This is a genomic window from Streptomyces viridiviolaceus (assembly GCF_014650995.1).
In the GTDB taxonomy this organism is placed as follows: domain Bacteria; phylum Actinomycetota; class Actinomycetes; order Streptomycetales; family Streptomycetaceae; genus Streptomyces; species Streptomyces viridiviolaceus.
This window is the reverse complement of the sequence record NZ_BMWA01000039.1, coordinates 42,606-64,047: the sequence shown is the minus strand read 5'-3', so window position 1 is coordinate 64,047 and position 21,442 is coordinate 42,606. Positions and strand designations below refer to the sequence as shown.

Sequence of the window (21,442 nt, the reverse complement as noted above, 5' to 3'; positions counted from 1 at the left end):
ATCGGCAAGCGCATCAACAACGAGCGCGTCGACGAGGCCCTCTCCGTCAACCCGGACATCGTCTCCACCGCCTGCCCCTTCTGCCTCGTCATGCTGACCGACTCGATCAACGGCAAGAAGGCCGCATCCGACAGCGGCTTCGCCGCGGGCGGCAAGGCGAAGGAGTCCATCCAGGTCGTCGACGTCGCCCAGCTCCTGCTGGACTCCGTCAAGACGCACAAGTCGGTGCAGTAACCGGCATCATCGGTAGAACCGACGCCGCCCCCAGGTCTCGTACATGGCCTGGGGGCGTGTGTTGTCGAGGTGCACGAGTCGGGATGGCTCGCGTAGCGCTCTGGACGGCAAGCCGCCCACGTCATCGTCCATGACGTGGGCGGCTTGTGACGTCGGGGAGGACCGCTGTCGTTCAGGAGTCGGCGAAGAGGACACCGGCGGCGAGCAGTTCCTCGATGCGCGAGGCGTCGTACACCTCACCGGCGATCTCGCGTGTGTGCTGGCCGACGCGCGGTGCGACGCCGCCGCGGTCGGGCCGGGTCCCCGCGAACCGCCAGGGCGGCCGCAGCAGCGAGACGCCGTTGTACTCCGGTTCGAAGAGTTCGAGCCACTCGGTCTGCGGGTGGTTCATGACACCGGACATCGTGAGGACCGGAGCGAACGGCACGTCCGCGTCGGTGAGCCGCTTCTCCCACTCGCTCGCCGGCCTGGTGAGGAACTCGGTCTTCACGATTTCCACGAGCTCGAAGTAGTTGCGCTCGCGTTCCGGGTACGTCGCGAATCGCGGGTCGTCCGCCAGATCCTGCCGGCCCATCGCCTCCACCAGACAGTGCCAGAACTTCTGCGAGGACGACAGGTGGACGGCGATGTCCTCGCCGGAGGCGGTCTTGAGGCAGAAGTTCTGGGCCTGGGGGTGACGGCTCTCCCGGCTGGGGTCCTGGCCGCCGTCGTCGAAGTACTGGCTGACGGCGTCGGCGGTGAGCGTGCTGACCGCTTCCATGACGGAGGTTTCCACATGCTGTCCGGTGCCGGTCGTGGTGCGTCCGACCAGGGCCGCCAGCACACCGGTGGCGGTGGAGACGCCGGTGATCAGATCGGCGAGGATCGTGCCGGACAGCTGGGGGGAGCCGGCGTCGCCGAGGAGGGAGTACAGGCCGCCGAACGCCTGGCCCATGGTGTCGTAGGCGGGCCGCTGCGCCAGCGGGCCGCCGTTGCCGAATCCGGTGACGGACGCGTACACCAGGTCGGGGCGGAGCGCGGTGCATTCCGCGGGGCCCAGGCCGAGGGCGGTGAGCTTCCCGGCGCGTAGGTTCTCCAGCACCACGTCGAAGCGGGGGACCAGCGCCTTCACCAGCGCGATGCCCTCGGGCTTCTTGAGGTCCACGGCGAGGCTGCGCTTGCCGGCGTTGTACTGGATGAAGTACGGACTGCGATCGTTCTTGAGGCGTCGGAAGTCCTCGCCGAGGCCCGGCTTCTCGACCTTCACCACCTCGGCGCCCAGCGCGCACAGTAGTGAGCTGGCGTAGGGCGCTGATATGTAGCCCCCAAGTTCCAGGATCCGGATGCCGTTGAGTGGCTTGTGGTGCATCGGGTGACCTCGCTCCATCGTCACGGTCGCCAGCTGTTAGGATTATGTAAAATATACAATTCGCCAATGTCAAGAGTCTTGGCGGTGTGTGTCACTCCTCGGACGGGAGGTCAGACTCGGCGTCATCGTAACTGGACTCTCGCTGTCCCTGGGTGTGATAAATATATTTTATTCGAGATCTGACGAGTAAGTAGGGAGCCCAGATGACGGAGCTGCTCACCGATGTCGCAAGGTCCGGCGGCGATGAGCCGACACGGCAGCCCGTCGATTTCTGCCGGCTGGACGATGCCATCGTCCGCTATGTGCGCCCGGGCGACGCCGTCCACGTGATGATGGGGCACAGCCGCTGGAGCGCCCTGGTGCGGGAGCTCGCCCGGCAGCACTGGGGGAAGCCCTCCGAGTTCACGCTGATCATGGCGAGCCTCTCCTCGCTCGGAGCAGTCCTGTTCCGCGCGGGATGCCTCAAGAAGGTCGTCACCGTGTACTCCGGGGACTCGTTCCCCGTCTTCACCCCGAACCCGGTGTTCCAGGAGGCATACGCTTCGGGCGTGGTGGAGGTCGAGAACTGGTCCTTCCTGACGTACATCCAGCGGCTTCGAGCCGCGGCCACCGGGGTTCCGGCCGTGGTGACGGGTTCGGTGCGCGACTCGTCGATGACCGAGAACGACGCCTACGAGGAGGTGGACACCACCTTCGGCCGGGTCGGTCTCGTCGCGCCGCTGGTGCCGGACGTGACCCTGGTGCACGCCGCCGTGGCCGACCGGCAGGGCAACCTGGCGATCGCGCCGCCCATGTTCGAAGGCGTGGTCGGTGCGCTCGCCTCGCGGCGTGGAGTGATCGCGACGGTCGAGAAGGTCGTGGACGATCTGCGGCCGTGGTCGTCCATGGTGCGGATCCCCGCCCACCGGGTCCTGGGCATCGTCGAGGCGCCGTTCGGAGCGCACCCCGGAGGCGTCTTCCCCGGCCCTCCCGGAACACAGCTGCCCGTGCAGGGCTATGTCGAGGACATTCCCTTCTGGGTCTCCGCCCGTGAGGCGACCAGGAGCCCGGACTTCGACGACTGGCTGCGGGAGTGGATCCTGGAGCCCGCCGACCACGAGGCCTACCTGGCGAAGCTCGGCGCGGCACGGTTGGAGGGGCTGGTGCGGGGGGCCAAGGGGCCTGCGCCGGTGACCGCGGCGGCCCGACGGGACGAACCGCCGACCGGTGCCGAACGGGCGGCGGTGTGGCTCGCCGATCTGGTGGCCCGCCGTGTCGCCGAGACCGCGACCGACGCGGTGCTCGCCGGAGCCGGCCTGGCGAACCTCGCGGCCTGGGTCGGTGTGGGACGGGCCAAGGCTGACGGTCACCAGGTCGCACTCGCCGCGGAACTGGGGCTGTGGGACTACACGCCTACCCCGGGCGATCCCTTCATCTTCAGCTTCTACAACTTCCCGTCGTCGACCATGCTGCTCGACACCGAGCAGGTGCTCGGCAACCTGATCAACGGTCGCTTCTTCCGGTCGATCGCGTGCGTGGGCACGGCGCAGATCGACCGGCAGGGCAACATCAACACGACCCGGATCGATGGTGGCCCCTACCTGGTCGGGTCCGGCGGCGGCAACGACGTCATCACGAACGCGGACGAGGTGCTGGTCGTCGGCACGATGGGGCGCCGCCGCTTCGTCGAGCGATGCGGCTACGTGACCAGTCCCGGCCGGCGCGTGAGCGCGGTCGTGACCGACCTGGGAATCCTGACCATGGAGGACGGGGAACTCGTCCTCAGCCACGTCGCCCCCGGACCGGAGCCGCTGGCCGACCGGGTGGCCCGTGTCCAGGAGCAGTGCGGATGGGGTCTGTCCGTGAGCCCGCACCTCCAGGAGCTGCGCGCGGTCACCGCCGCCGACGTCGAGGAACTGCGCTCCTTCGATCCGGAGGGGTACTTCCTCGGCCGTGCGCGTAAGCGCGTGTCGACCACAAACTCCCCCAATGAGAGGAAGGCCGATGTCCACACCCGTTGAAGAGACGGTCAGCGCGGACGACTTCGCACAGATCCGCGCCCAGGTGCGCGAGTTCATCCGTGAGGAGGTTGTTCCCCGGGAGCGGGAGATAGCCGACAGTGACGCGATCCCGGACGACCTGCGCAGCAAGGCCGCGACGATGGGGCTGTTCGGGTACGCGCTGCCGCAGGAGTTCGGCGGGCTGGGGCTGGTCATCACCCAGGACGTCGAGCTGGCCTTCGAGTTCGGCTACACGGCCCTGGCCTTCCGGTCGCTGTTCGGGACCAACAACGGCATCGCCGGTCAGGTCATCGCCGGGTTCGGCACCGCGGAGCAGAAGAAGCAGTGGCTGGAGCCGATGGCGGAGGGCGCGTGCCTGGCGTCCTTCGCCCTGACCGAGCCGGAGGCGGGGTCCGACCCGTCCGGGATGCGCACGACCGCCACCTGGACGGGGGAGGGGTGGTCGATCAGCGGTGGGAAGAGGTTCATCACCAACGCGCCGCTGGCGGACCTCTTCGTCACGTTCGCCCGCGTCAAGGGCACCGAGGCCGAGGGCAAGATCGCCGTCTTCCTGGTGCCGGCGGGCACCAAGGGCCTGACCGTGGGGCCGAAGGACCGAAAGATGGGCCAGGAGGGCGCCACCACTGCGGACGTCTACTTCGACGACGTACAGGTCGGCGCGGACGCGCTGATCAGCGGTGAGGTGGAGACGGGGTTCCGGGCGGCGATGACCGTCCTGGCTCGCGGCCGGGTGCACATCTCCGCCCTGGCGACGGGCCTGGCCGAGCGGGCGCTGGACGAGTCGGTGCGGTACTCGGCGCAGAACCTGCAAGGCGGCGTGCCGACCGGTGACCGGCAGCTGGTGCAGGCCATGCTCGCCGAGCAGCAGTCGCTGGTGATGGCGAGCAAGGCACTGGCCCGGGACGCAGCGCGGCACTACCTCGACGGTTCCGACCGCCGTATCGCACCGTCGGCGGCGAAGCTGTTCTGCACGGAGGCGGCCGGACGCGCCGCCGACCTCGCCGTCCAGGTGCACGGCGGCAGCGGCTACATGAGGGAGGTCGCGGTGGAACGGATCTACCGCGACGCGCGGCTCCTGCGCCTGTACGAGGGCACGAGCGAGATCCAGAAGCTGATCATCGGACGCGAACTCATGCGTCGGGAGCGCGCCTCCGGTGCCTGACACTCAGGGCCACTGGTGCCCGTGGACCGGAGAACGCGAAGGGAAAGGACAAGGATGAGCCGCTACGAACGCTTCCCCCACCTGCGTGTGGACGGGCCGGACGAGGCCGGGGTGATCGAGCTTGTGCTCGACGCCCCCAAACTGAACGCGGTGAGCGAGGAGGCCCACGCGGACCTCGCCGAGATCTGGCGGGAGTTCGACAAGGACCCCGCCGTGAAGGCCGTGCTGCTGCGGGGTGAGGGCAAGGGGTTCTCCGCCGGTGGGTCCTTCGACCTGGTCGAGAAGCTGAGCAACGACTACGACACCCGAACGCGCACGATGCGTGAGGCGCGTGACCTGGTCTACAACGTCATCGACTGCTCGAAGCCGATCGTCTCGGCGATGCACGGCCCCGCCGTCGGCGCCGGGCTGGTGGCCGGCGTGCTCGCGGACGTCTCCGTCGTGAGCCGTACGGCGAAGATCATCGACGGGCACACCAGGCTCGGCGTCGCTGCGGGCGACCATGCGGCGGTGTGCTGGCCGCTGCTGTGCGGCATGGCGAAGGCCAAGTACTACCTGATGACCTGCCGTCCGCTGACCGGTGAGGAGGCGGAGCGGATCGGACTCGTGTCGCTGTGCGTCGACGAGGACGATCTGCTGTCCACCGCTCGCGAGATCGCTCAGGAACTAGCGCTGGGTGCCCCGTCGGCGATCCGCTTCACCAAGCAGTCGCTGAACAACTGGTACCGGCAGGTCGCCGGGGCCATCTTCGATGCCTCGCTCGCCCTGGAGTTCTACGGCTTCGGCGGACCCGAGGTGCGTGAGGGGCTCGCGTCGCACCGTGAGCGCCGCAAGCCGAACTTCTGATCAGGCCCTTGTTCATTCACCTCAAGGAGGTTTTCCGATGAAGCCTTACCGGTCCATGCTGTTCGTGCCGGGTCACAAGCCGAGTTGGGCTGCCAAGGCCGTTGCCTCGGGCACCGACGCGATCATTCTCGACCTGGAGGACTCGGTGCCGGCCGCGGACAAGGCCGATGCGAGGAAGATGGTCCGCGAGACCGTCGACCGGCTGCGGACCGAGGGCGTCCGGCCCGATGTGTGGGTGCGCCCCAACAGTGTCGACAGCGGCCTCTTCGGTGCCGACGTGGAGCAGGTCGTGACGGCCGGCCTGAGCGGCCTCTTCCTGCCCAAGGTGTTCACGGCCGAGGAGATCGTCCGTATCGACGCGATCGTCTCGCACATCGAAGAGCGGGAGGGACTCGAGGCGGGTTCGGTCGGTCTGATCGTCAGCTTCGAGACCGCGGTGTCGATGGCACACTGCGAGGAGATCGCGGCGGCCAGCCCCCGGGTGTCCAGCCTGCTCGGGGCGACCGGTCCCAATGCCGATGTCGGCCGGGAGCTCGGCTTCGAGTTCACCCCGGAGGGCCTGGAGACCCTGTACCTGCGGAGCCGGATCGTCCTGGCCGCCCGCGCCGCCGGTCTGCACCACCCGGTGAGCGGGGTCTGGCAGGACATGGCCGACCTTGACGGGTGCCGGCGCTTCGCCGAGGACAATCGCCGCCTCGGCTACCGGGGTTTGGTGGTCATCCACCCGTCCCACGTGGCCGTGGCGAACGAGGTCTTCACGCCCTCTCCGGAGGTCGTCGACCACTACCGGCGGATGATCGCCGCCTTCCGCGAGGCCGAGGCGAACGGCAGCGCCGCGGTCGACTTCGAGGGACAGCACATCGACCTCGCGCACGCCAAGACGGCACAGGGCGTGATCGACCTCGCCGACGCTCTCGCCGCGAACTGATGGACGATGGCCGGCTGCCCGGCCCGTCACAAAGCCGCTGCCCGTCACGACCAGGTCGCGACGGGCAGCGGCTTTCGTACGGGAGCGTCAGCGCCCTCCAGGGCTCTGCTGCTACGCCCGGTCTCGGCTCGCTTCCTCGGCGGATTCCCTCGCCGGAATCTTCAGCATGGCCACAGCGAACAGGCTGATGACGCAGGACGCTGCCATGTAGGCCGACACCGACACCGTCGTGTCCGTTGCCGCGACCAGCGCGACCATGATGAAGGGAGCCAGGCCGGCGCCGAGGATGTTCGCGAGCTGGTTCCCGAGCGAGGATCCGGAATAGCGCATACCGGCAGGGAAGGCTTCGGCCAGCAGTGCGGTCCCGGGCCCGAACATGCCTCCGCATGCGAGCAGCCCGACGGACGCGCTGACCAGGATCAGCGGGAAACTGCGAGTCTCCACCAGCGGGAACATGGCGAAGGCCCACGCGCCGAAGAAGAGGGCGTTGCCCGCGTAGACCTTCCGGCGATCCAGAACATCGGACAGCCACGCGAAACCGATCGTGCCCGCCGTGAACGCGATCATCGAGAGCATGACCACCGTGAGCATCGTGTCCTTGGAGATCTTCAGATCGTCCGTCGCGTAGTGGAGGAGGCCTGCGACGATGCCGTAGAAGGAGATCGTGGCCGGAAGGAAGGTGAAGGCGACCAGCAGGAGCTGCTTGGGGCGGCGCAGTACCTGCAGCACGGACGATCGGGGCACGGAGCCCTTGCGGGCCGACGCGTTGGCCTCGGCCTGGTGGTACTCCTGTGTGTCCTCGACGTAGCGGTGCACGAAGTAGGCGACCGGGAACATCACGATGCTGAGCAGGAACGGGATCCGCCAGCCCCATGACGAGAACTGGTCGTCCGTGGTGAGGCTGCTGACGAGCAGGAAGACGAGGGTGCCGGTGATCATGCCGACGGCCACTCCGATCTGGGGCAGCGCGCCGAAGAGACCGCGCCGGTTCGGCGGCGCGCTCTCCAGCGCCAGCAGTGTGGCACCGCCGAAGTGCCCGCCCACCGAGATCCCCTGGGCGATGCGCAGCACCACCAGGAGGATCGGTGCCCCCATGCCGATGGTTCCGTAGGTGGGCAGCAGGCCGATGAGCGTCGAGGACACGGCCATCAACAGCATGGCCGCCAGCAGTGCGGGCTTGCGGCCGAACTTGTCGCCGAAGTGGCCGAAGAGCGCGGCACCGATCGGCCGGCCGGCGAAGCCGACCGCGAACGTGGCGAACGAGGCGAGGGTGCTGGCCAGTGTGCTTTCAGAAGGGAAGAAGAGGGTGTTGAGGATCAGCGAAGCAGCCGTGCCGTAGATCAGGAAGTCGTAGTACTCGATCGACTGGGCGGCGACGGCGGCGAAGAGGACGCGGCCTCGACGCGCGGTGGCCGCCGGCGTGGCGGTCGCCTGAGTACCTGTTTCTGTGCTCATTTGTTCCTCGTTCTGCATCAGCGTTGCGGGTATGCGTTGTGCGGCGTGTCGCCATGAGGAGTCGGGTCGTCGCACGCCGTGATCGGAGAGGTGCAACCGAGCGCAGGATTGTATATAAAATTTGATATGTCTAGGGTGTAGGCAAGTTCATTTCACCGTCGTCGGAGCGGAGGCCTCCTGTGAGCACGCCAGAAGCCCCTGAGAGTCAGGTGCGCAATGTGGATGACCGTGCAGGTCGTCCCCTGAAGACGGGGGTGCCCGTCGGCTTCGAGAGGCTGATCGGCGAACGGTGGAGCTGTCGCGCCTATCTCCCGGACCAGGTTCCCGATGACGTGATCGCGGAGATGTTCGCGATCGCCCAGCGGACCGCATCCTGGTGCAACACCCAGCCGTGGCAGGTCTACCTGACGAAGGGCGAGGCGACTCGGCGGTTCGCCGAGAGTCTGACCGGTCACGCGCGTACCCACGATCAGGTGTCCGACTTCGAGATGCCCGCGGAGTACCGCGGTGTCTACAAGGAGCGCCGGCGTGGGGCGGGGCACGCGCTCTACGCGAGTCTGGGGATCGCGCGGGAGGACTGGGAGGCTCGCGAGGAGCAGCGCCTGAAGAACTTCGACTTCTTCGGCGCTCCTCATGTCGCCGTCGTCACCACCGACCGCGGCCAGGGTGTGTACGGTGCGGTCGACTGCGGCGGGTACGTCGCGAACCTCATCAACGCCGCGTCGTCGCTGGGTGTCGCGACGATTCCGCAGGCGGCGATCGCCATGCACTCGGACCACGTTCGTGAGTACTTCCGGATCCCGCCGGACCGGCTCGTCGTGTGCGCGGTCTCCTTCGGTTATGCCGATAACGCGCACCCGGTCAACCGGTTCCGCACCACGCGCGCGGACGTGGGGGACGCGGTGGTGGTGTTCGGCGGTCGGGGTGATCGGGTTTGGTGACTCCGCGGATTGTCACGGACTGGTGTCGTTGGTCATGACACATTGCCGACAAGTAAATATTATCCATCATGCATGAATCCCTGTGCTCCGATCGTCGTCCGAGAGGACTGTGCAATGACCGAGAAGACCCTCGTCGAGCAGTTGGCGGGCTTCACCCTCGACAGCGAGTTCGACCAGCTTCCCCCCGACGTGGTCGACGAGTGCAAGCGGATCGTGCTGGACTCGATCGGCTGCGCCCTAGGGGCCATCAACGAGCCGAAGGGCCGCATAGGCATCGAGTACGGGCGCATGACCGGCGGATCGGGCGGCGACGCGACGATCATCGGCACCGGTGACCGGGTGTCGGTTTTCGGTGCCGCGTTCGCCAACGGCGAGCTGATCAACACGCTCGACGCCGACGCGGTGCTGCCGCCGGGGCACGTCACACCGTACGTGCTGCCGGGCGCGCTGGCCGTCGGCGAGAGCATGGGCGCTTCGGGCAAGGAACTCATCACCGCGGTGGCCGTCGCCCATGAGATGTCTTACCGGATCGGCAAGGCCATGGACTACCTGAGGGACGTGAAGGACGGCAAGGTGTCCCCGCCACCGGTCTACGGGTACAGCAGTACCGTCTTCGGCGCCACTGCGGCCGTCGCTCGGGTGAAGGGGCTCAACAAGAGCGTTCTGTCCCATGCGCTGGGCATCGCCGGCAGCATCGCGCCGGTCAACTCCTTCCGTTCCTGGAGCGAGCACGCCCCGACCTCCACGATCAAGTACCTGATGGCCGGCGCCCTGACCCAGGCGGCGCTGACGGCGGCGCACATGGGCGAGTTGGGCCACCGCGGTGACCTGCGGGTGCTGGACGACCGGGAGTACGGGTTCCCGCGCTTCATAGGGACGCGCCGGTGGGAGCCGGAGGTCATCACCGACGGGCTCGGGAGCGACTGGCGGTTCCCCGCCGAGCAGTCCTACAAGCCGTACCCGCACTGCCGCATTCTCCACGCGCTGCTCGACTCCCTGACGGAGATCGTGGAGGCGAACGACATCAAGCCGACGGAGATCGACGGCATCAAGGCGTGGGTCGAAGGCTTCGTGGAGCAGCCCCTCTGGGTCAATCGCCGCATCGAACATGTCCACGACGCGCAGTTCAGCATCGCCCACGGTCTCGCGGTCGGGGCGCACCGGGTGCCGCCCACCAAGGCGTGGCAGGACCCCGATCTCGTTTTCGGAGACTCGGTCATGGGCCTCATGGACCGAGTGACGTACGAGGTCCACCCCGACTACGTGGAGCTGATCTCCGGCCACGCGGCCAGCCGTCCCGCCAAGATCGAGGTCTCGGCGCGGGGCAGGACCTTCGTCGGAGAGCGGCGGTACCCCAAGGGCAGCAAGTCGCCGGAGCCCGAGACCACCATGACGACGGACGAACTGGTCGCCAAGTTCCGCGGGCACGCCGAAGGCGTCATCTCGGCCTCGGACATCGACCACGTGGTGGACGCCGTCCTGAAACTCGAAACGGTCGACGACCTCGGCACCATCATGAGCCGGCTGGGCAGGTCGGACGGCTGAAAAGTGCCCATACCGCGCTGACCGGGGTGTCGGCACGCGCCATGGCCCGGTCCATGCCTCGCAAGGGCGGGGACCGGGCCATGCAGCCTTCATGACCGTGTGCCGCGGGCCGTCTCGGAGGGGAGGAGGCCGAATCGCTGCCGGTACTGGCGGGCGAAGCGGCTGGGATGGAAGAAGCCCCACCGTGCGGCCACTTCCGTCACCGAGCCGCCGGTGCCCAACGAGAGTTCCAGGTGGGCCCGGTCGAGCCGGACCCCGCGCAGGTAGGCGGTCGGGGACATGCCCACGGCCTCCTGAAAACCCAGCTGCAGGGCGCGTGCGCTGACCCCCACCATGGCCGCGAGATCCGCCGTGCTCGTCGCCGCCGCCGGGTGCTCGTCGATGAACTCCATGACCGCGCGGATCTTCGAACGCCTGGTGGGCGCCGGACTGCCGTACAGCACGGGGCTCAACTGGTTCGGTACGGCCATGAGCAACTGCGTCATGAGGAGTGCCTCCAGTTCCCGGCAGGCGGTGGGCATGGCGGCGAGCCCGCCAGGCCGGGTCAGTTCGGCGTACATGAACCCGGCGGTGGCGACGAGCGCCTGCCCCGGTCCGCCCCTGAGGTCGAAGGTCAGGTCGAACCGGATCCCCTCGCTGGAACGCAGCCCGGCGAGCTTCGCCGCGTGGGACTCCAGCAGCTCCCTGGGAAACCTGATCACGTACTGCCGCGCGTCCTGGCTCCAGCGGACCCGCAGCGGAACGTCCGGCAGGAAGGCGACACCGGCCGTGCCCGCGCCCGAGTCGCCGCGGGTGCCGTTCTGCTCGACGGAACTCCTCCCGCTCAGGGGGAGGTTCACGTGGTAGCACAGCCGCATGGGCGGCACGATGAGCCTCGCGTCGGCCCCGTAGCTCAACCGGCCCAGTGTGACGCGTGGTGACGGGGCGAGGTCGAGCCGGAAATCGAGCTCGTGGCCGAGCGCCAGTTGCATGTCGTGCTCCGCGAAGCTCCTGCTGCCCTGCTCGCGCGCGACGTCCAGATCGCGGGTGCTGATGTGCAGCGGACGCCCGGCCGCGGTCCGGTCCTGGTTCTCGGGCAACTGTGCCTCCTCGCACCCTCGTCGCCGACTACCTGAGCGCGGGATGACCCGCTGGCAAATATTAAATATCCGAGCGTCGGCTCCCGAAAGACTCGTGGGGCTGAAAGCTCCTTCGCTTTCCGGCTGTTTCCGCGCGGCCGACGGATAGTGACCGGCCTCATGCCGGCCCTACCGTCCCGGTCGACATCAGCGGAAGGAGCAATGCCATGGTCTGGCAAGGCAACTACTCGAAGCTCTACATCGGTGGTCGATGGGTGAGTCCCGCCACCGACGAAACGATCGACGTCGTGTCGCCTTTCACCGAGCAGGCAGTGGCGCGCGTACCCGCCGCGTCCAGGGCGGACGTCGACCAGGCGGTGGCGGCCGCGCGGGAGGCGTTCGAGCACGGTCCCTGGCCGCGGATGCAGCTTCAGGAGCGGCTGGAGGTCCTGCGCCGGCTCAGTGTGGCGCTGGGGGACCGGCACGAGCAGACGGCGACCCTCGTCTCTCAGGAGATGGGGTGCCCGATCTCGCTGTCGCGGACGATGCAGACCACCGGCGCCCGGTTGCTGCTCGACAGCTTCCTCGACCTCGCGCCGCAGTACCCGTGGAGTACGGTGCGCCGCTCGAACACCGGCAACGCGCTCGTGACCCGTGAACCGGTCGGCGTGGTGGCGGCCGTCGTGCCCTGGAATGCGCCGCTGCTGGTGACGATGCTCAAGTTGGCGCCGGCGCTCCTGACCGGATGCACGGTGATCCTCAAGCCCTCACCCGAAGCCCCCCTGAACTCCTACTTGTTCGCCGAGATGCTGCAGGACGCCGGTCTGCCCGGGGGCGTGGTCAACATCGTTCCCGCACACCGGGACGTCAGCGAGTACCTCGTGACCCACCGGGACGTGGACAAGGTGTCGTTCACCGGCTCCACGGCGGCCGGCCGGCGCATCGCCTCCCTGTGCGGTCAGGACCTGCGACGGGTGACGCTGGAGCTCGGCGGCAAGTCCGCGGCCGTCATCCTCGACGACGCCGACCTCGACGTGGCCGTCGAATCGATCCGGGCGCTGTCGCTTCGCAACAACGGCCAGGCGTGCAGCAACAAGACGAGGATCGTCGTGTCGCGGACACGACACGCCGAACTACTCGACCGGCTGACCGCGATGGTGGGGTCCATGCCGGTCGGGGACCCCGCCGACCCGGCCACGCAGGTCGGCCCCGTGGTGAGTGCACCCCAGCGCGAGCGCGTGGAGGGCTACATCGACCTGGGCCGCAAGGAGGGGGCCAAGGTCCTGGTGGGCGGTGGCCGCCCCGCCGGGCTCGAACACGGGTGGTTCGTCGAGCCGACGGTCTTCACCGACGTCCAGCCGTCCATGCGCATCGCACAGGAGGAGATCTTCGGTCCGGTCCTCGCCGTCCTCGCCTTCGACGACGAGGAGCAGGCGGTGGCCATCGCGAACGACTCCGACTACGGGCTCAACGGCTCGGTGTTCACCTCGGACCCGGAGCACGCCCTGGCCGTCGCCCGCCGCATCCGCACCGGCACCGTCGAACTCAACGGTCATGGGGTGGGCTTCCACGCCCCGATCGGCGGGTTCAAGTGCAGCGGCATAGGCCGGGAGGCCGGCCTGGAGGGCTTCGACTCCTACGTGGAGCTCAAGTCGTACGGCCTCCCGGCAGCCCTGGCCGACGCCCTGTCCTGACAGCCGATCGAGCGCCCGGTCGCGGACCGGGACCAAGGAGGAAAGATGCGAGGAGTCGTGTTCCACGGGGACCGCGAGCTGGAGATCGTCGCCTTCGACGATCCGGCTCCCGGACCCGATGACGTCGTCCTCGAAGTCAGGGCCTCGGGCATGTGCGGCAGCGACCTCCGCTTCTACCGTGCACCGGCCGGCGAAGCCCTCGCGGCGTTCGGGCTCAAGGGCGACGACAGCGGCATCATCGCCGGACACGAACCGTGCGGGGTCGTCGCGGCCGTCGGCAGCAACGTGGACGAACGCTCCGTGCGGGTCGGCGACCGGGTCATGGTCCACCACTACGACGGGTGCGGGTTCTGTCACCTGTGCCGTACGGGCTGGACGCAGATGTGCGAGCGGGGCGCGACCATCTTCGGCGCCACCGCACACGGCGGCCACGCCGACTACCTGAAGGTGCCGGCCAGGACCCTCGTCCCCCTGCCGGACGAGGTCTCCTTCGCCGCCGGTGCGGCGATCTCCTGCGGCACCGGAACGGCCTTCGGCGCGCTGGTGCGGCTGGACCTGACCGCCCGGGACACGATCGCGGTGTTCGGCCTCGGGCCGGTCGGACAGTCGGCGGTGCAGCTCGCCTCGGCGATGGGAGCCGAAGTGATCGCCGTCGACGTCGCGAGCGAACGGATCGCACGGGCCGAAGAGTTCGGCGCGGCCCACGCGATCGACGCGGGCACGACCGACCCGGTCGAGGCGATCCGCGAACTGACCGGCGGAAGGGGAGCGACCCGGGCGCTGGACTGCTCCGGCGCCTCCGCCGCGCGGCTCGCTGCTGTCCGCGGCAGCGCGTCGTGGGGCACGGTCGCGTTCGTGGGCGAAGGCGGTGACGTCACCGTGGACGTCAGTCCGGACGTCATCCGCAAGCAGCTGACCATCCTCGGCTCGTACACCTTCTCCGTCTCCGGCCAGGCGGACTGTGCGAGCTTCGTCGCACGACATGGCGTCGACGTCGACAGGCTGTTCACCCACCGCTGGACCCTGGACGACGCCGAGCAGGCCTACCGGGAGTTCGACAAGCAGACCGGCGGCAAGGCCGTCATCGAGTTCTGAAACACCGCCACGGCGCGCCGCCCGCCACCGACTCCTGGCGTGGAGCCGCGGTGCGCCGTGGAGTTCGAGAAGCACACCCGACCCACTGGATTGGCGGTAACACTCATGGGAGTGGCTGCTGTGGACGCGAGGCCGGACCTCTCCCCACGCGACCGACTCGCCCGCGTCGAACAGGGCTTCTTCGTCCTGGGCATCACCGCCCTGCTGTGCCTGGCCGGTGCCGTGACGACGGACGGATTCCTCACCGGCGGCAACGTGGAGAACCTGCTGCGGCTGTCGGCCGCGTTCGGGATCCTCGCCGTCGGCGAGGCCGTCGTCATCCTCGCCAAGGGCATCGACCTCTCCGTCGCCGGAGTCGCGCTCGGCTGCGCGCAGGCCACGTTGGCGTTCATGGCGGACGGCATGTCGGAATGGCAGGCCATCGCCCTGCTCGCGGGCGTGGCCCTGGTCGTCGGAGTCGTGAACGGCATACTCGTGGCGTATCTCGAAGTGCCGGCGCTGTTCGCGACGCTCGCCACGGGCCTGCTGACCATCGGCGGCATCGACATCCTGCTGCTGGACCAGAACTTCTACTCCCTGCCCGCCTCGTCGGCCATCTCGGAGCTGAGCAGCGGTTCGGTCCTGGGCGTGCCCAGGGCGATCTTCGTCGCGGGAGCCGTCTTCGTGCTCGCCTGGCTGTTCGTTTCGTACACGGTGGCCGGTCGGCTCACCCGGGCCATGGGGGACAACTTCGACACCGCGCGATCCAGCGGGGCGCCGGTCCGGCCGCTCCAGGTCCTCGGCTACGTCGTCTCCGCGCTGCTGGCCCTGCTGGCCGGCTACATGACGGTCTCCGTCCAAGGCAGCGTCCAGACGACGGTGACGTCCTTCGACCCCCTGCTGTTCACGGCGCTGACCGTCACGGTGATCGGCGGAGTCTCGCTGTCCGGCGGGCGCGGCACGATCCTCGGCGTCCTCGCCGGAGCGCTGTTCGTGGGCGTACTCAACAACCTGCTGATCCTGCGCGGGCTGAGCTCGCCCCTGCAGGACCTGGTACGCGGCGGTGTGCTCATCGCGGCGATCGCACTCGACGCGTGGCTGCACCCACGGGACGAGGAGACGGCCAGGTCGGACGAGCTATGAGCACAGCTCACCCGGCGGGCGGGACGCCCGCGCGCCGGCCAACTCACGCGGACGAAGGAATCTCAGCGATGAAGAAGAAGCTCACTGCCCTGCTCACGGCGGCAGCGACCGCCATGACCCTTGCCGGCTGCACGGTGGACAGGGGCGGCTCGTCCGCGGGCGGCGGGGCCGGCGGCGGCAAGCAGACGTTCGGTCGGAACGTCCAGCTTTTCGACGCGCACAAGAAGACCCACGAGGCCATGAAGGGCAAGCGCATCGCGTTCGTCCCGATCCTCTACAAGGGATACAACCTGACCCTGAACTGGGGCAGCACGATGGAGCGGGCCTTCGGGAACCTGGGAGCGGACTTCCGGGTCTACGACCCCAACTTCGACACCGACAAGATGGTCAAGATCATCAACGATCTCGTCGCCCGGCGCGCCGTCGACGTGCTGATCCTGCACAACCCTGACGTCGGCGTCCTGACCAAGCAGATCGACGCCGCCGAGCGGGCGGGGATCCACACCGTCGTCGTGAACATGGTCTCCAGCCGGCTCGGCGACGCGTTCATCGGTGTCGACTCCGTGCACGCCGCCGAGGACATCACCAGGCGGGCCGTTCAGGACTGCGAGAAGCGAGGCGCGCCCAAGCGCATGGCGATCATCGACGGGCCGGGCAACGACGCCGCTTCGCTGATGTGGTCCAAGGGCGTGCACCACGTGCTGGATCCGGCGGGGTACGAGGTCGTCACCACCGCGCACACCCAGTGGCAGAACGCGTTGGCGCAGCAGGCGGCGGCCTCGATCACCCAGCAGCAGAAGAACAACATCTGCGCGTACATGGTGGCCTACGACCTCAACGCGATCGCCGTCGGCGACGCGGTCGCGGACGCGGCCGAGCGCGGCGTGATCCGGCCGGACTCCATCGGCGTCTACACGATGGCTGCCGACACCCGCTGGTGCGACGCGCTGCGGGCCGGCAAGGTCACGGCCTCGGCTGCCTACGACGTGCAGGGCGTGGGGGAGGCGGCGGTCGTCACGGCGCAGCAGCTCGTCCAGGGCGGTGCTCCCGCCGGCAGCACGCACACCGTCGCCTATGTCTCCCACACGGTGGTGGACCGGTCCAACGTGGACGACACCACCATCGCCTGCTACAAGGGCCGGTGAGGACCATGCCGATGAAGACGAAGGCGTTCTCCCGGGAGATCGACGCATTCCCCCTGACCGGCGGAAGCAGGCGGGACCGGCTGGCTCCCTTCCGTACCCTCTCCGAGCTGTTCGGGCAGCGATGGATGGAGGGAGCGGTCCCTCTCGGGCTGGCCGTACTGCTCAGTGTGCTCGTCACGGCCACGACCCCCGTGGGCCCGGGTGATGCTCCGCTCATCCTCGACGAGGCGACCGAGAAGGGCCTCCTCGCCATCGGACTGACCGTCGTGCTCGTGGGCGGCGGCATCGACCTGTCCATTGGCTCAATCGTGGGCCTGGCGTCCCTGGGCGCCATGGTGGCCTCACGGGCCTGGAACTGGCCGATGGCCCTCGTCGTCCCCGCGGCGATCCTCGCCGGATCCGCCCTCGGCGCCGTGAACGGGTTCCTGATCGCGCGGGTCAACATGCGGCCCTTCATCACCACGCTGGTCACTCTCGTGGCCTTCGGCGGTGCCGCAGCGGCGCTGCAGAGTGCCTACAGCTTCCAACTCGGCGTCCCCGAGCAGGACATCGTGTGGGACTTCCTCGGCGCCGGAGCGGTGGCCGGCGTGCCCACGGGGTGGGTCGTCTTCGCGGTCGTACTGATCGTCGTCCACGTGGGGCTGACCCGGTCCAGATGGGGGTGGTGGATCGCGGCCGTGGGCTCCGACCGGCGGTCGGCGCGCCGCAACGGAATCCCGGTCGCCCGGGTGGTCTTCTGCACCTACGTCCTGTCCGGTGCCCTCGCCGGCACGGCCGGGCTGCTCACCGCCGCGCGGTTGGGCCGCACCGACCCGGACGTCGGACAGGGCTGGGAACTGGTGGCGCTGACCGCGGTGGTCCTGGGCGGGGTCAGCCTCAAGGGCGGACGCGGATCGGTGCTGCGGGCGACCGTCGGCATCGTCGTGGTCCAGGTGATCCAGCAGGGCACGATCGCCACGGGTGCTGAGGGGTCCTCCTACACGGTCATCCTCGCGGCGGCCCTGCTGCTGTTCGCCGTCCTGGACCTCAAGTGGGGCAAGTACCGGCAGCGCACGGCGGAGAAGCTCAGGATCGACCCCGGCCGCATCACACTCGGCCCCCTCGTGGACGTCACCGAGCCGGGAACGGTCTGGACGGTCAACGACCGGCTGACCGACGCGTCCCCGATCGGCCTCGGCAAGATCGAGGGCGCCGAGGACTGCGCGGTGGATCGCGAGGGCAACATGTACTGCGGTGACCGGCGCGGCTGGGTGTGGCGGTTCGCCGGGCCGGACGACACCGAAGGAGAGATCTTCGCCAGGACCGGTGGCCTTCCCCTGGGACACGCCTGGGACCACGAGCGCCGGCTCCTCGTGGCGGTCGGCGGCATGGGCGTCTACCGGATCCACGCCGACGGCGAGCCGGAACTCGTCGCCGACAAGGTGAGGCGCAGCCCGTTCTCACTGCACGACGACTCAGGACTGCGTGCCGTCGACGACCTCGACGTCACTCCCGACGGCGCGATCTTCGTGTCGGACTTCTCCACCCGCACCAACGCCGCCGAATACATGGTGGAACTGGTCGAGTCCAGGCCGAACGGCCGTGTGGTAAGGGTGGATCCCGACGGCAGCACCGAGGTCGTCATCTCACACCATGTCTTTCCCAACGGCATCTGCACGGCACACGACGGCCGGTCGATCCTGGTCGCGAGTACCGGCCTGTGCCGGGTCGACCGCCTGTGGATCGCCGGACCCAAGCAGGGGCAGCTGGAGCCGGTACTGGAGAACCTGCCGGGCCACCCGGACAACATCAACCGCTCTTCCGACGGCAACTACTGGCTGCCGTTCGTGTCCATGCGGACACCGATGTCGGACCTGCTGACCAAGTACCCGGCCGTGCGGCGGCGGATGACGCAGGAGGTGCCGTTGGACAGCTGGGTCGTTCCGCAGCTCAACGTCTCGTGCGTGATGAAGTTCAACGACCGTGGGGAGGTGCTGGGCGTCATGTGGGACGCGACGCTGAGGAACCATCCGATGGTGACCGCAGTGAAGGAGCACGCCGGCCACCTGTACCTGTGCGGCGTCAGCAACAACCGCGTCGGCCGGCTGCGGCTCGAATCCGACGAGGTCGGCCCGATCGACCCGGCAAGCGTGCCCGGCACGACCACCGCGCCCTCACTGGCGGTGGTGGACCGATGAACCGCACGCTCGCGGTGATCAGGGAGTGGATCAATCCCGACTGGGCGCGCCACCGCACCGTCCCGCCCATGGAGGCGGGCCTGCGCCCCAATCGCCGTCTCGACGAGGCCCACGTGCTGCTCCCGGCTGAGGCCTACACACCCGATGACCTGGTGCTGACGGAATCGGGAACCGTCATGTTCTCCAGCGAAGAGTCGATCTTCGAGCTGCGCGGCGACGAGGTCCGCGTCGTCGCCGCGCTGGGGGGCAAGGTCGGTGTCCTGGTTCCGTCCGGCAGCGGCGTCGTCGCGGCGGTCGAGGGCGTGGGACTGGTCTCGGTCGGCGCCTCCGGCGAGACCGAGGAGCTCTGCGCGGACCGGGCCGTGTCCTCGTGCGTCACGGACGCGGCCCGGCTTCCCGACGGTTCGCTGCTCGTGACGATCGGCTCGTCGCACGAGTCTCCGGGCGGTTGGGCCCGTGCGCTGCTGCGCGGCGACCGGTCGGGACGCATCGTACGGGTGGACGGTCCGCGCGTCCGCATCGAGGCCGAAGGACTGGGATGGCCGGCCGGCATCGAGGTGGCCTCCGACACCGACGTACTGGTGTCGCTCAGTTGCGATCACCGGATCGAGCGGCGGATGACGGCCTCCCTGGGCAAGCCGTCTGCGCGCCTCGCCGCGAACCTGCCTGTCTACCCCGGGCGCATTGCCGCGACGGACGACGGCTGGTGGTTCGTGGCCCCGTACCCCCGCAACCGCTTCACCGAACTCCTCCTCGACGAACCGCAGCTGGCGTCGGAGATGATGCGGACCATCGCTCCCGAGGACTGGTTCGTCCCGCGCCTGCGCTGTACGACCCCCTACACCGACACCCTGCAGATGGGGCAGCTGCGGGTGCTCGGCGTGATCAAACCCTGGGCACCGGCGAGGTCCTACGGCCTCGCGTTCCGGCTGGACGGTTCGGGGCGTGTCGCCGAAAGCCTCCACTCCCGCGTCGACGGCGAGCGCCACGGAATTACGGGAGTGGCCGTGCGTGGTGGTCGCGTTGTGGTTGCCGCGCAGGGGTATCGGAATCTGTTGCAGCCGCAGGTTGCGAACGAGAAGGCGGTGACACAGTGAGGACACGCGTGCCGAAGGAAAGCCAAAGCCCTGCCACCGCCCGGCCGATCATCCGGCTCGACGGCGTCAGCAAGCGGTACAGCGGCACCTACGCCCTTCGGGAGATCGACTTCGATGTCCGACCCGGGGAGATCCACGCGCTCCTGGGCGAGAACGGCGCCGGCAAGTCCACTCTCGTCAAGATCGTCGCCGGCGCCGTCACGCATGACAGCGGCACACTCACCGTCGATGGCCGGGAGCGCGTGTTCTCGGCACCGAAGGAGTCCACCGAAGCCGGCATCGCGATGGTGTACCAGGAGGGTTCCCTGGTCGAGTCGATGACGGTCGCGCAGAACCTCTTCCTGGGCAACGAAAAGGCGTTCAACAACCTCTCGCACCTCAACATCGCGGCGCGTGAGCTGCTCGAATCGCACAACTTCCACATCCGGCCCGAGGCCCCCGCGGGAGCGCTGGGCATCGCCCAGAAGCAGATGGTGGAGATCGCCCGTGCGGTGCGCCGGCAGGCCAGACTCGTCATCTTGGACGAACCGACCTCATCGGTCACCCCGGAGGAGCGGTTGCAGCTGTTCCTGTCGATGCGCAGACTCAAACGCGAGGGTATCGGGGTCGTCTTCATCACCCACATGCTCGACGAGGCCCTCACCGAGGCCGACCGCATCACGGTGCTCCGGGACGGCGAAGTGCAGGGCACACTGACCAGACCGCAGTTCGACCGTGACGACGTGGTGCGGATGATGGTCGGGCGCAGCGTCGAGTACGGGCGCGTACCGCCCGGGCGGGCGCCGGACCCCGTGCCGGTACTGGAGGTCGAGGACCTGACGTTGCTGCCCGCCGTGCGCAACATGTCGTTCACCGCCCGCCCCGGCGAGATCGTCGGCATCTACGGACTCGTGGGCGCGGGCCGCAGCGAGACCGCGATGATCATCAGTGGAGTCACCAAACGGCGTCGGCTGCGCGGGGGGAAGATCCGCTTGAACGGACGCGAAGTACGCTTCCGCACTCCGCGCCATGCGCGCAGGGCCGGCGTCGTCCACATCACAGAGGACCGCAAGGCATCGGGCTTCTTCAGCCACTTCACCATCGCCGACAACATCCACCTCGGCCACATCTGCGCCGCTCCGCGACTGCCGCTCCTGGTACGGTCCAGGGAGCGCACGTCGGTGGCGCAGCGTCTCGTCGAGCGCTTCCAGGTACGCACGCTGCAGCCGCACCGGGCCAAGCTGGTCGAGCTCAGCGGCGGAAACCAGCAGAAGGTCGTCCTCGCGAAGGGACTGACCAGAAAGCCGCTGGTGGCCATCATCGATGAGCCCACCCGGGGGGTGGACCTCGGGACCATCGTGGAGATCCACGCGATGATCCGCGCACTCGCCGACGAGGGCGTCGCCGTGGTGGTCATCTCCTCGTACCTGCCGGAGATCCGGGCGCTGTCGGACCGCATTCTGGTGGCGAAGCAAGGCACCATCGCCGCCGAGTTCGACCCCGAGGAGGCGGATGAGGAGGCGTTGTTGTTCGCCGCCGTGCACTGATGCCGCCCAAGCACTCTCTTGTCCATGACCTCTACATCAGATATTTTATTTTAAGTTTTCTTAGAGGGG

17 protein-coding genes are annotated in these 21,442 nt (G+C 68.5%); 14 read left to right on the top strand and 3 right to left on the bottom strand.

The genetic code is table 11. From position 1 onward, the window contains the following. Positions 1–234: heterodisulfide reductase-related iron-sulfur binding cluster (locus tag IE260_RS37300; protein WP_189880242.1), on the top strand; the 234-nt coding region annotated here is incomplete at its 5' end. A 172-nt stretch (positions 235–406) separates the two neighbouring features. Here IE260_RS37300 and IE260_RS37295 read toward each other — a convergent pair. After that, complete coding sequence (locus tag IE260_RS37295; protein ID WP_189880240.1) at positions 407–1,582, bottom strand: CaiB/BaiF CoA transferase family protein; 1,176 nt, start codon at positions 1,580–1,582, stop codon at positions 407–409. A 203-nt stretch (positions 1,583–1,785) separates the two neighbouring features. Here IE260_RS37295 and IE260_RS37290 point away from each other — a divergent pair, with 203 nt between their 5' ends. Genes IE260_RS37290 through IE260_RS37275 form a run of 4 tightly spaced genes read left to right on the top strand, consistent with a single transcriptional unit; the run spans position 1,786 to position 6,518 of the window. Continuing rightward, the gene (locus IE260_RS37290; RefSeq protein ID WP_189880238.1) at positions 1,786–3,582 is read left to right on the top strand and encodes a CoA-transferase; all 1,797 of its coding nucleotides are present in this window, start codon (positions 1,786–1,788) and stop codon (positions 3,580–3,582) included. After that, entirely contained in the window at positions 3,566–4,744 is a 1,179-nt protein-coding gene (locus tag IE260_RS37285; RefSeq protein ID WP_189880235.1) for an acyl-CoA dehydrogenase family protein, read from the top strand. The genes IE260_RS37290 and IE260_RS37285 overlap by 17 nt, the downstream gene beginning before the upstream one ends. A gap of 54 nt (positions 4,745–4,798) precedes the next feature. After that, a complete protein-coding gene (locus IE260_RS37280; protein WP_189880233.1) occupies positions 4,799–5,590 on the top strand; it encodes an enoyl-CoA hydratase/isomerase family protein in 792 nt (263 codons plus the stop codon). 37 nt (positions 5,591–5,627) lie between these two features. Then, on the top strand, positions 5,628–6,518 hold the full coding sequence (locus tag IE260_RS37275) for an HpcH/HpaI aldolase/citrate lyase family protein (protein WP_189880231.1): 891 nt from the start codon (positions 5,628–5,630) through the stop codon (positions 6,516–6,518). A 111-nt stretch (positions 6,519–6,629) separates the two neighbouring features. Here the strand turns inward: IE260_RS37275 and IE260_RS37270 are convergent, their stop codons facing one another. Further along, complete coding sequence (locus IE260_RS37270; RefSeq protein WP_189880229.1) at positions 6,630–7,973, bottom strand: MFS transporter; 1,344 nt, start codon at positions 7,971–7,973, stop codon at positions 6,630–6,632. 179 nt (positions 7,974–8,152) lie between these two features. Between IE260_RS37270 and IE260_RS37265 the strand changes: the two genes are divergently transcribed. Beyond that, the gene (locus tag IE260_RS37265) at positions 8,153–8,914 is read left to right on the top strand and encodes a nitroreductase (protein WP_229881698.1); all 762 of its coding nucleotides are present in this window, start codon (positions 8,153–8,155) and stop codon (positions 8,912–8,914) included. Positions 8,915–9,028: 114 nt separating this feature from the next. Beyond that, on the top strand, positions 9,029–10,459 hold the full coding sequence (locus IE260_RS37260; protein ID WP_189880227.1) for an MmgE/PrpD family protein: 1,431 nt from the start codon (positions 9,029–9,031) through the stop codon (positions 10,457–10,459). 89 nt (positions 10,460–10,548) lie between these two features. Here IE260_RS37260 and IE260_RS37255 read toward each other — a convergent pair whose 3' ends face one another. Further along, positions 10,549–11,538 carry an AraC family transcriptional regulator gene (locus IE260_RS37255; RefSeq protein WP_229881697.1) on the bottom strand — a complete coding sequence of 330 codons (990 nt, stop codon included), beginning with the start codon at positions 11,536–11,538 and terminating at the stop codon, positions 10,549–10,551. A 206-nt stretch (positions 11,539–11,744) separates the two neighbouring features. On the opposite strand from IE260_RS37255, the gene IE260_RS37250 reads away from it, so the two are divergent. The 7 genes from IE260_RS37250 to IE260_RS37225 all read left to right on the top strand — a co-directional run bounded on the left by IE260_RS37250 (position 11,745) and on the right by IE260_RS37225 (position 21,373). Then, a complete protein-coding gene (locus IE260_RS37250; protein ID WP_189880225.1) occupies positions 11,745–13,211 on the top strand; it encodes an aldehyde dehydrogenase in 1,467 nt (488 codons plus the stop codon). A 45-nt stretch (positions 13,212–13,256) separates the two neighbouring features. Continuing rightward, positions 13,257–14,306: a zinc-dependent alcohol dehydrogenase family protein gene (locus IE260_RS37245; RefSeq protein WP_189880223.1), complete on the top strand. Its 1,050-nt coding sequence runs from the start codon at positions 13,257–13,259 to the stop codon at positions 14,304–14,306. A gap of 111 nt (positions 14,307–14,417) precedes the next feature. Continuing rightward, positions 14,418–15,428, top strand: a complete 1,011-nt coding sequence (locus tag IE260_RS37240) for an ABC transporter permease (protein WP_189880221.1) — start codon at positions 14,418–14,420, stop codon at positions 15,426–15,428. A 68-nt stretch (positions 15,429–15,496) separates the two neighbouring features. Further along, positions 15,497–16,573 carry a sugar ABC transporter substrate-binding protein gene (locus IE260_RS37235; RefSeq protein WP_189880219.1) on the top strand — a complete coding sequence of 359 codons (1,077 nt, stop codon included), beginning with the start codon at positions 15,497–15,499 and terminating at the stop codon, positions 16,571–16,573. Positions 16,574–16,584: 11 nt separating this feature from the next. After that, entirely contained in the window at positions 16,585–18,750 is a 2,166-nt protein-coding gene (locus tag IE260_RS37230) for an ABC transporter permease (RefSeq protein WP_189880217.1), read from the top strand. Next, positions 18,747–19,847, top strand: coding sequence for a hypothetical protein (locus tag IE260_RS42245; RefSeq protein ID WP_229881696.1), 1,101 nt, complete (start codon positions 18,747–18,749; stop codon positions 19,845–19,847). Before IE260_RS37230 ends, IE260_RS42245 begins: the two co-directional genes overlap by 4 nt. A gap of 8 nt (positions 19,848–19,855) precedes the next feature. After that, complete coding sequence (locus IE260_RS37225) at positions 19,856–21,373, top strand: sugar ABC transporter ATP-binding protein (RefSeq protein ID WP_229881695.1); 1,518 nt, start codon at positions 19,856–19,858, stop codon at positions 21,371–21,373. The last annotated feature ends 69 nt before the right edge of the window (positions 21,374–21,442 follow it).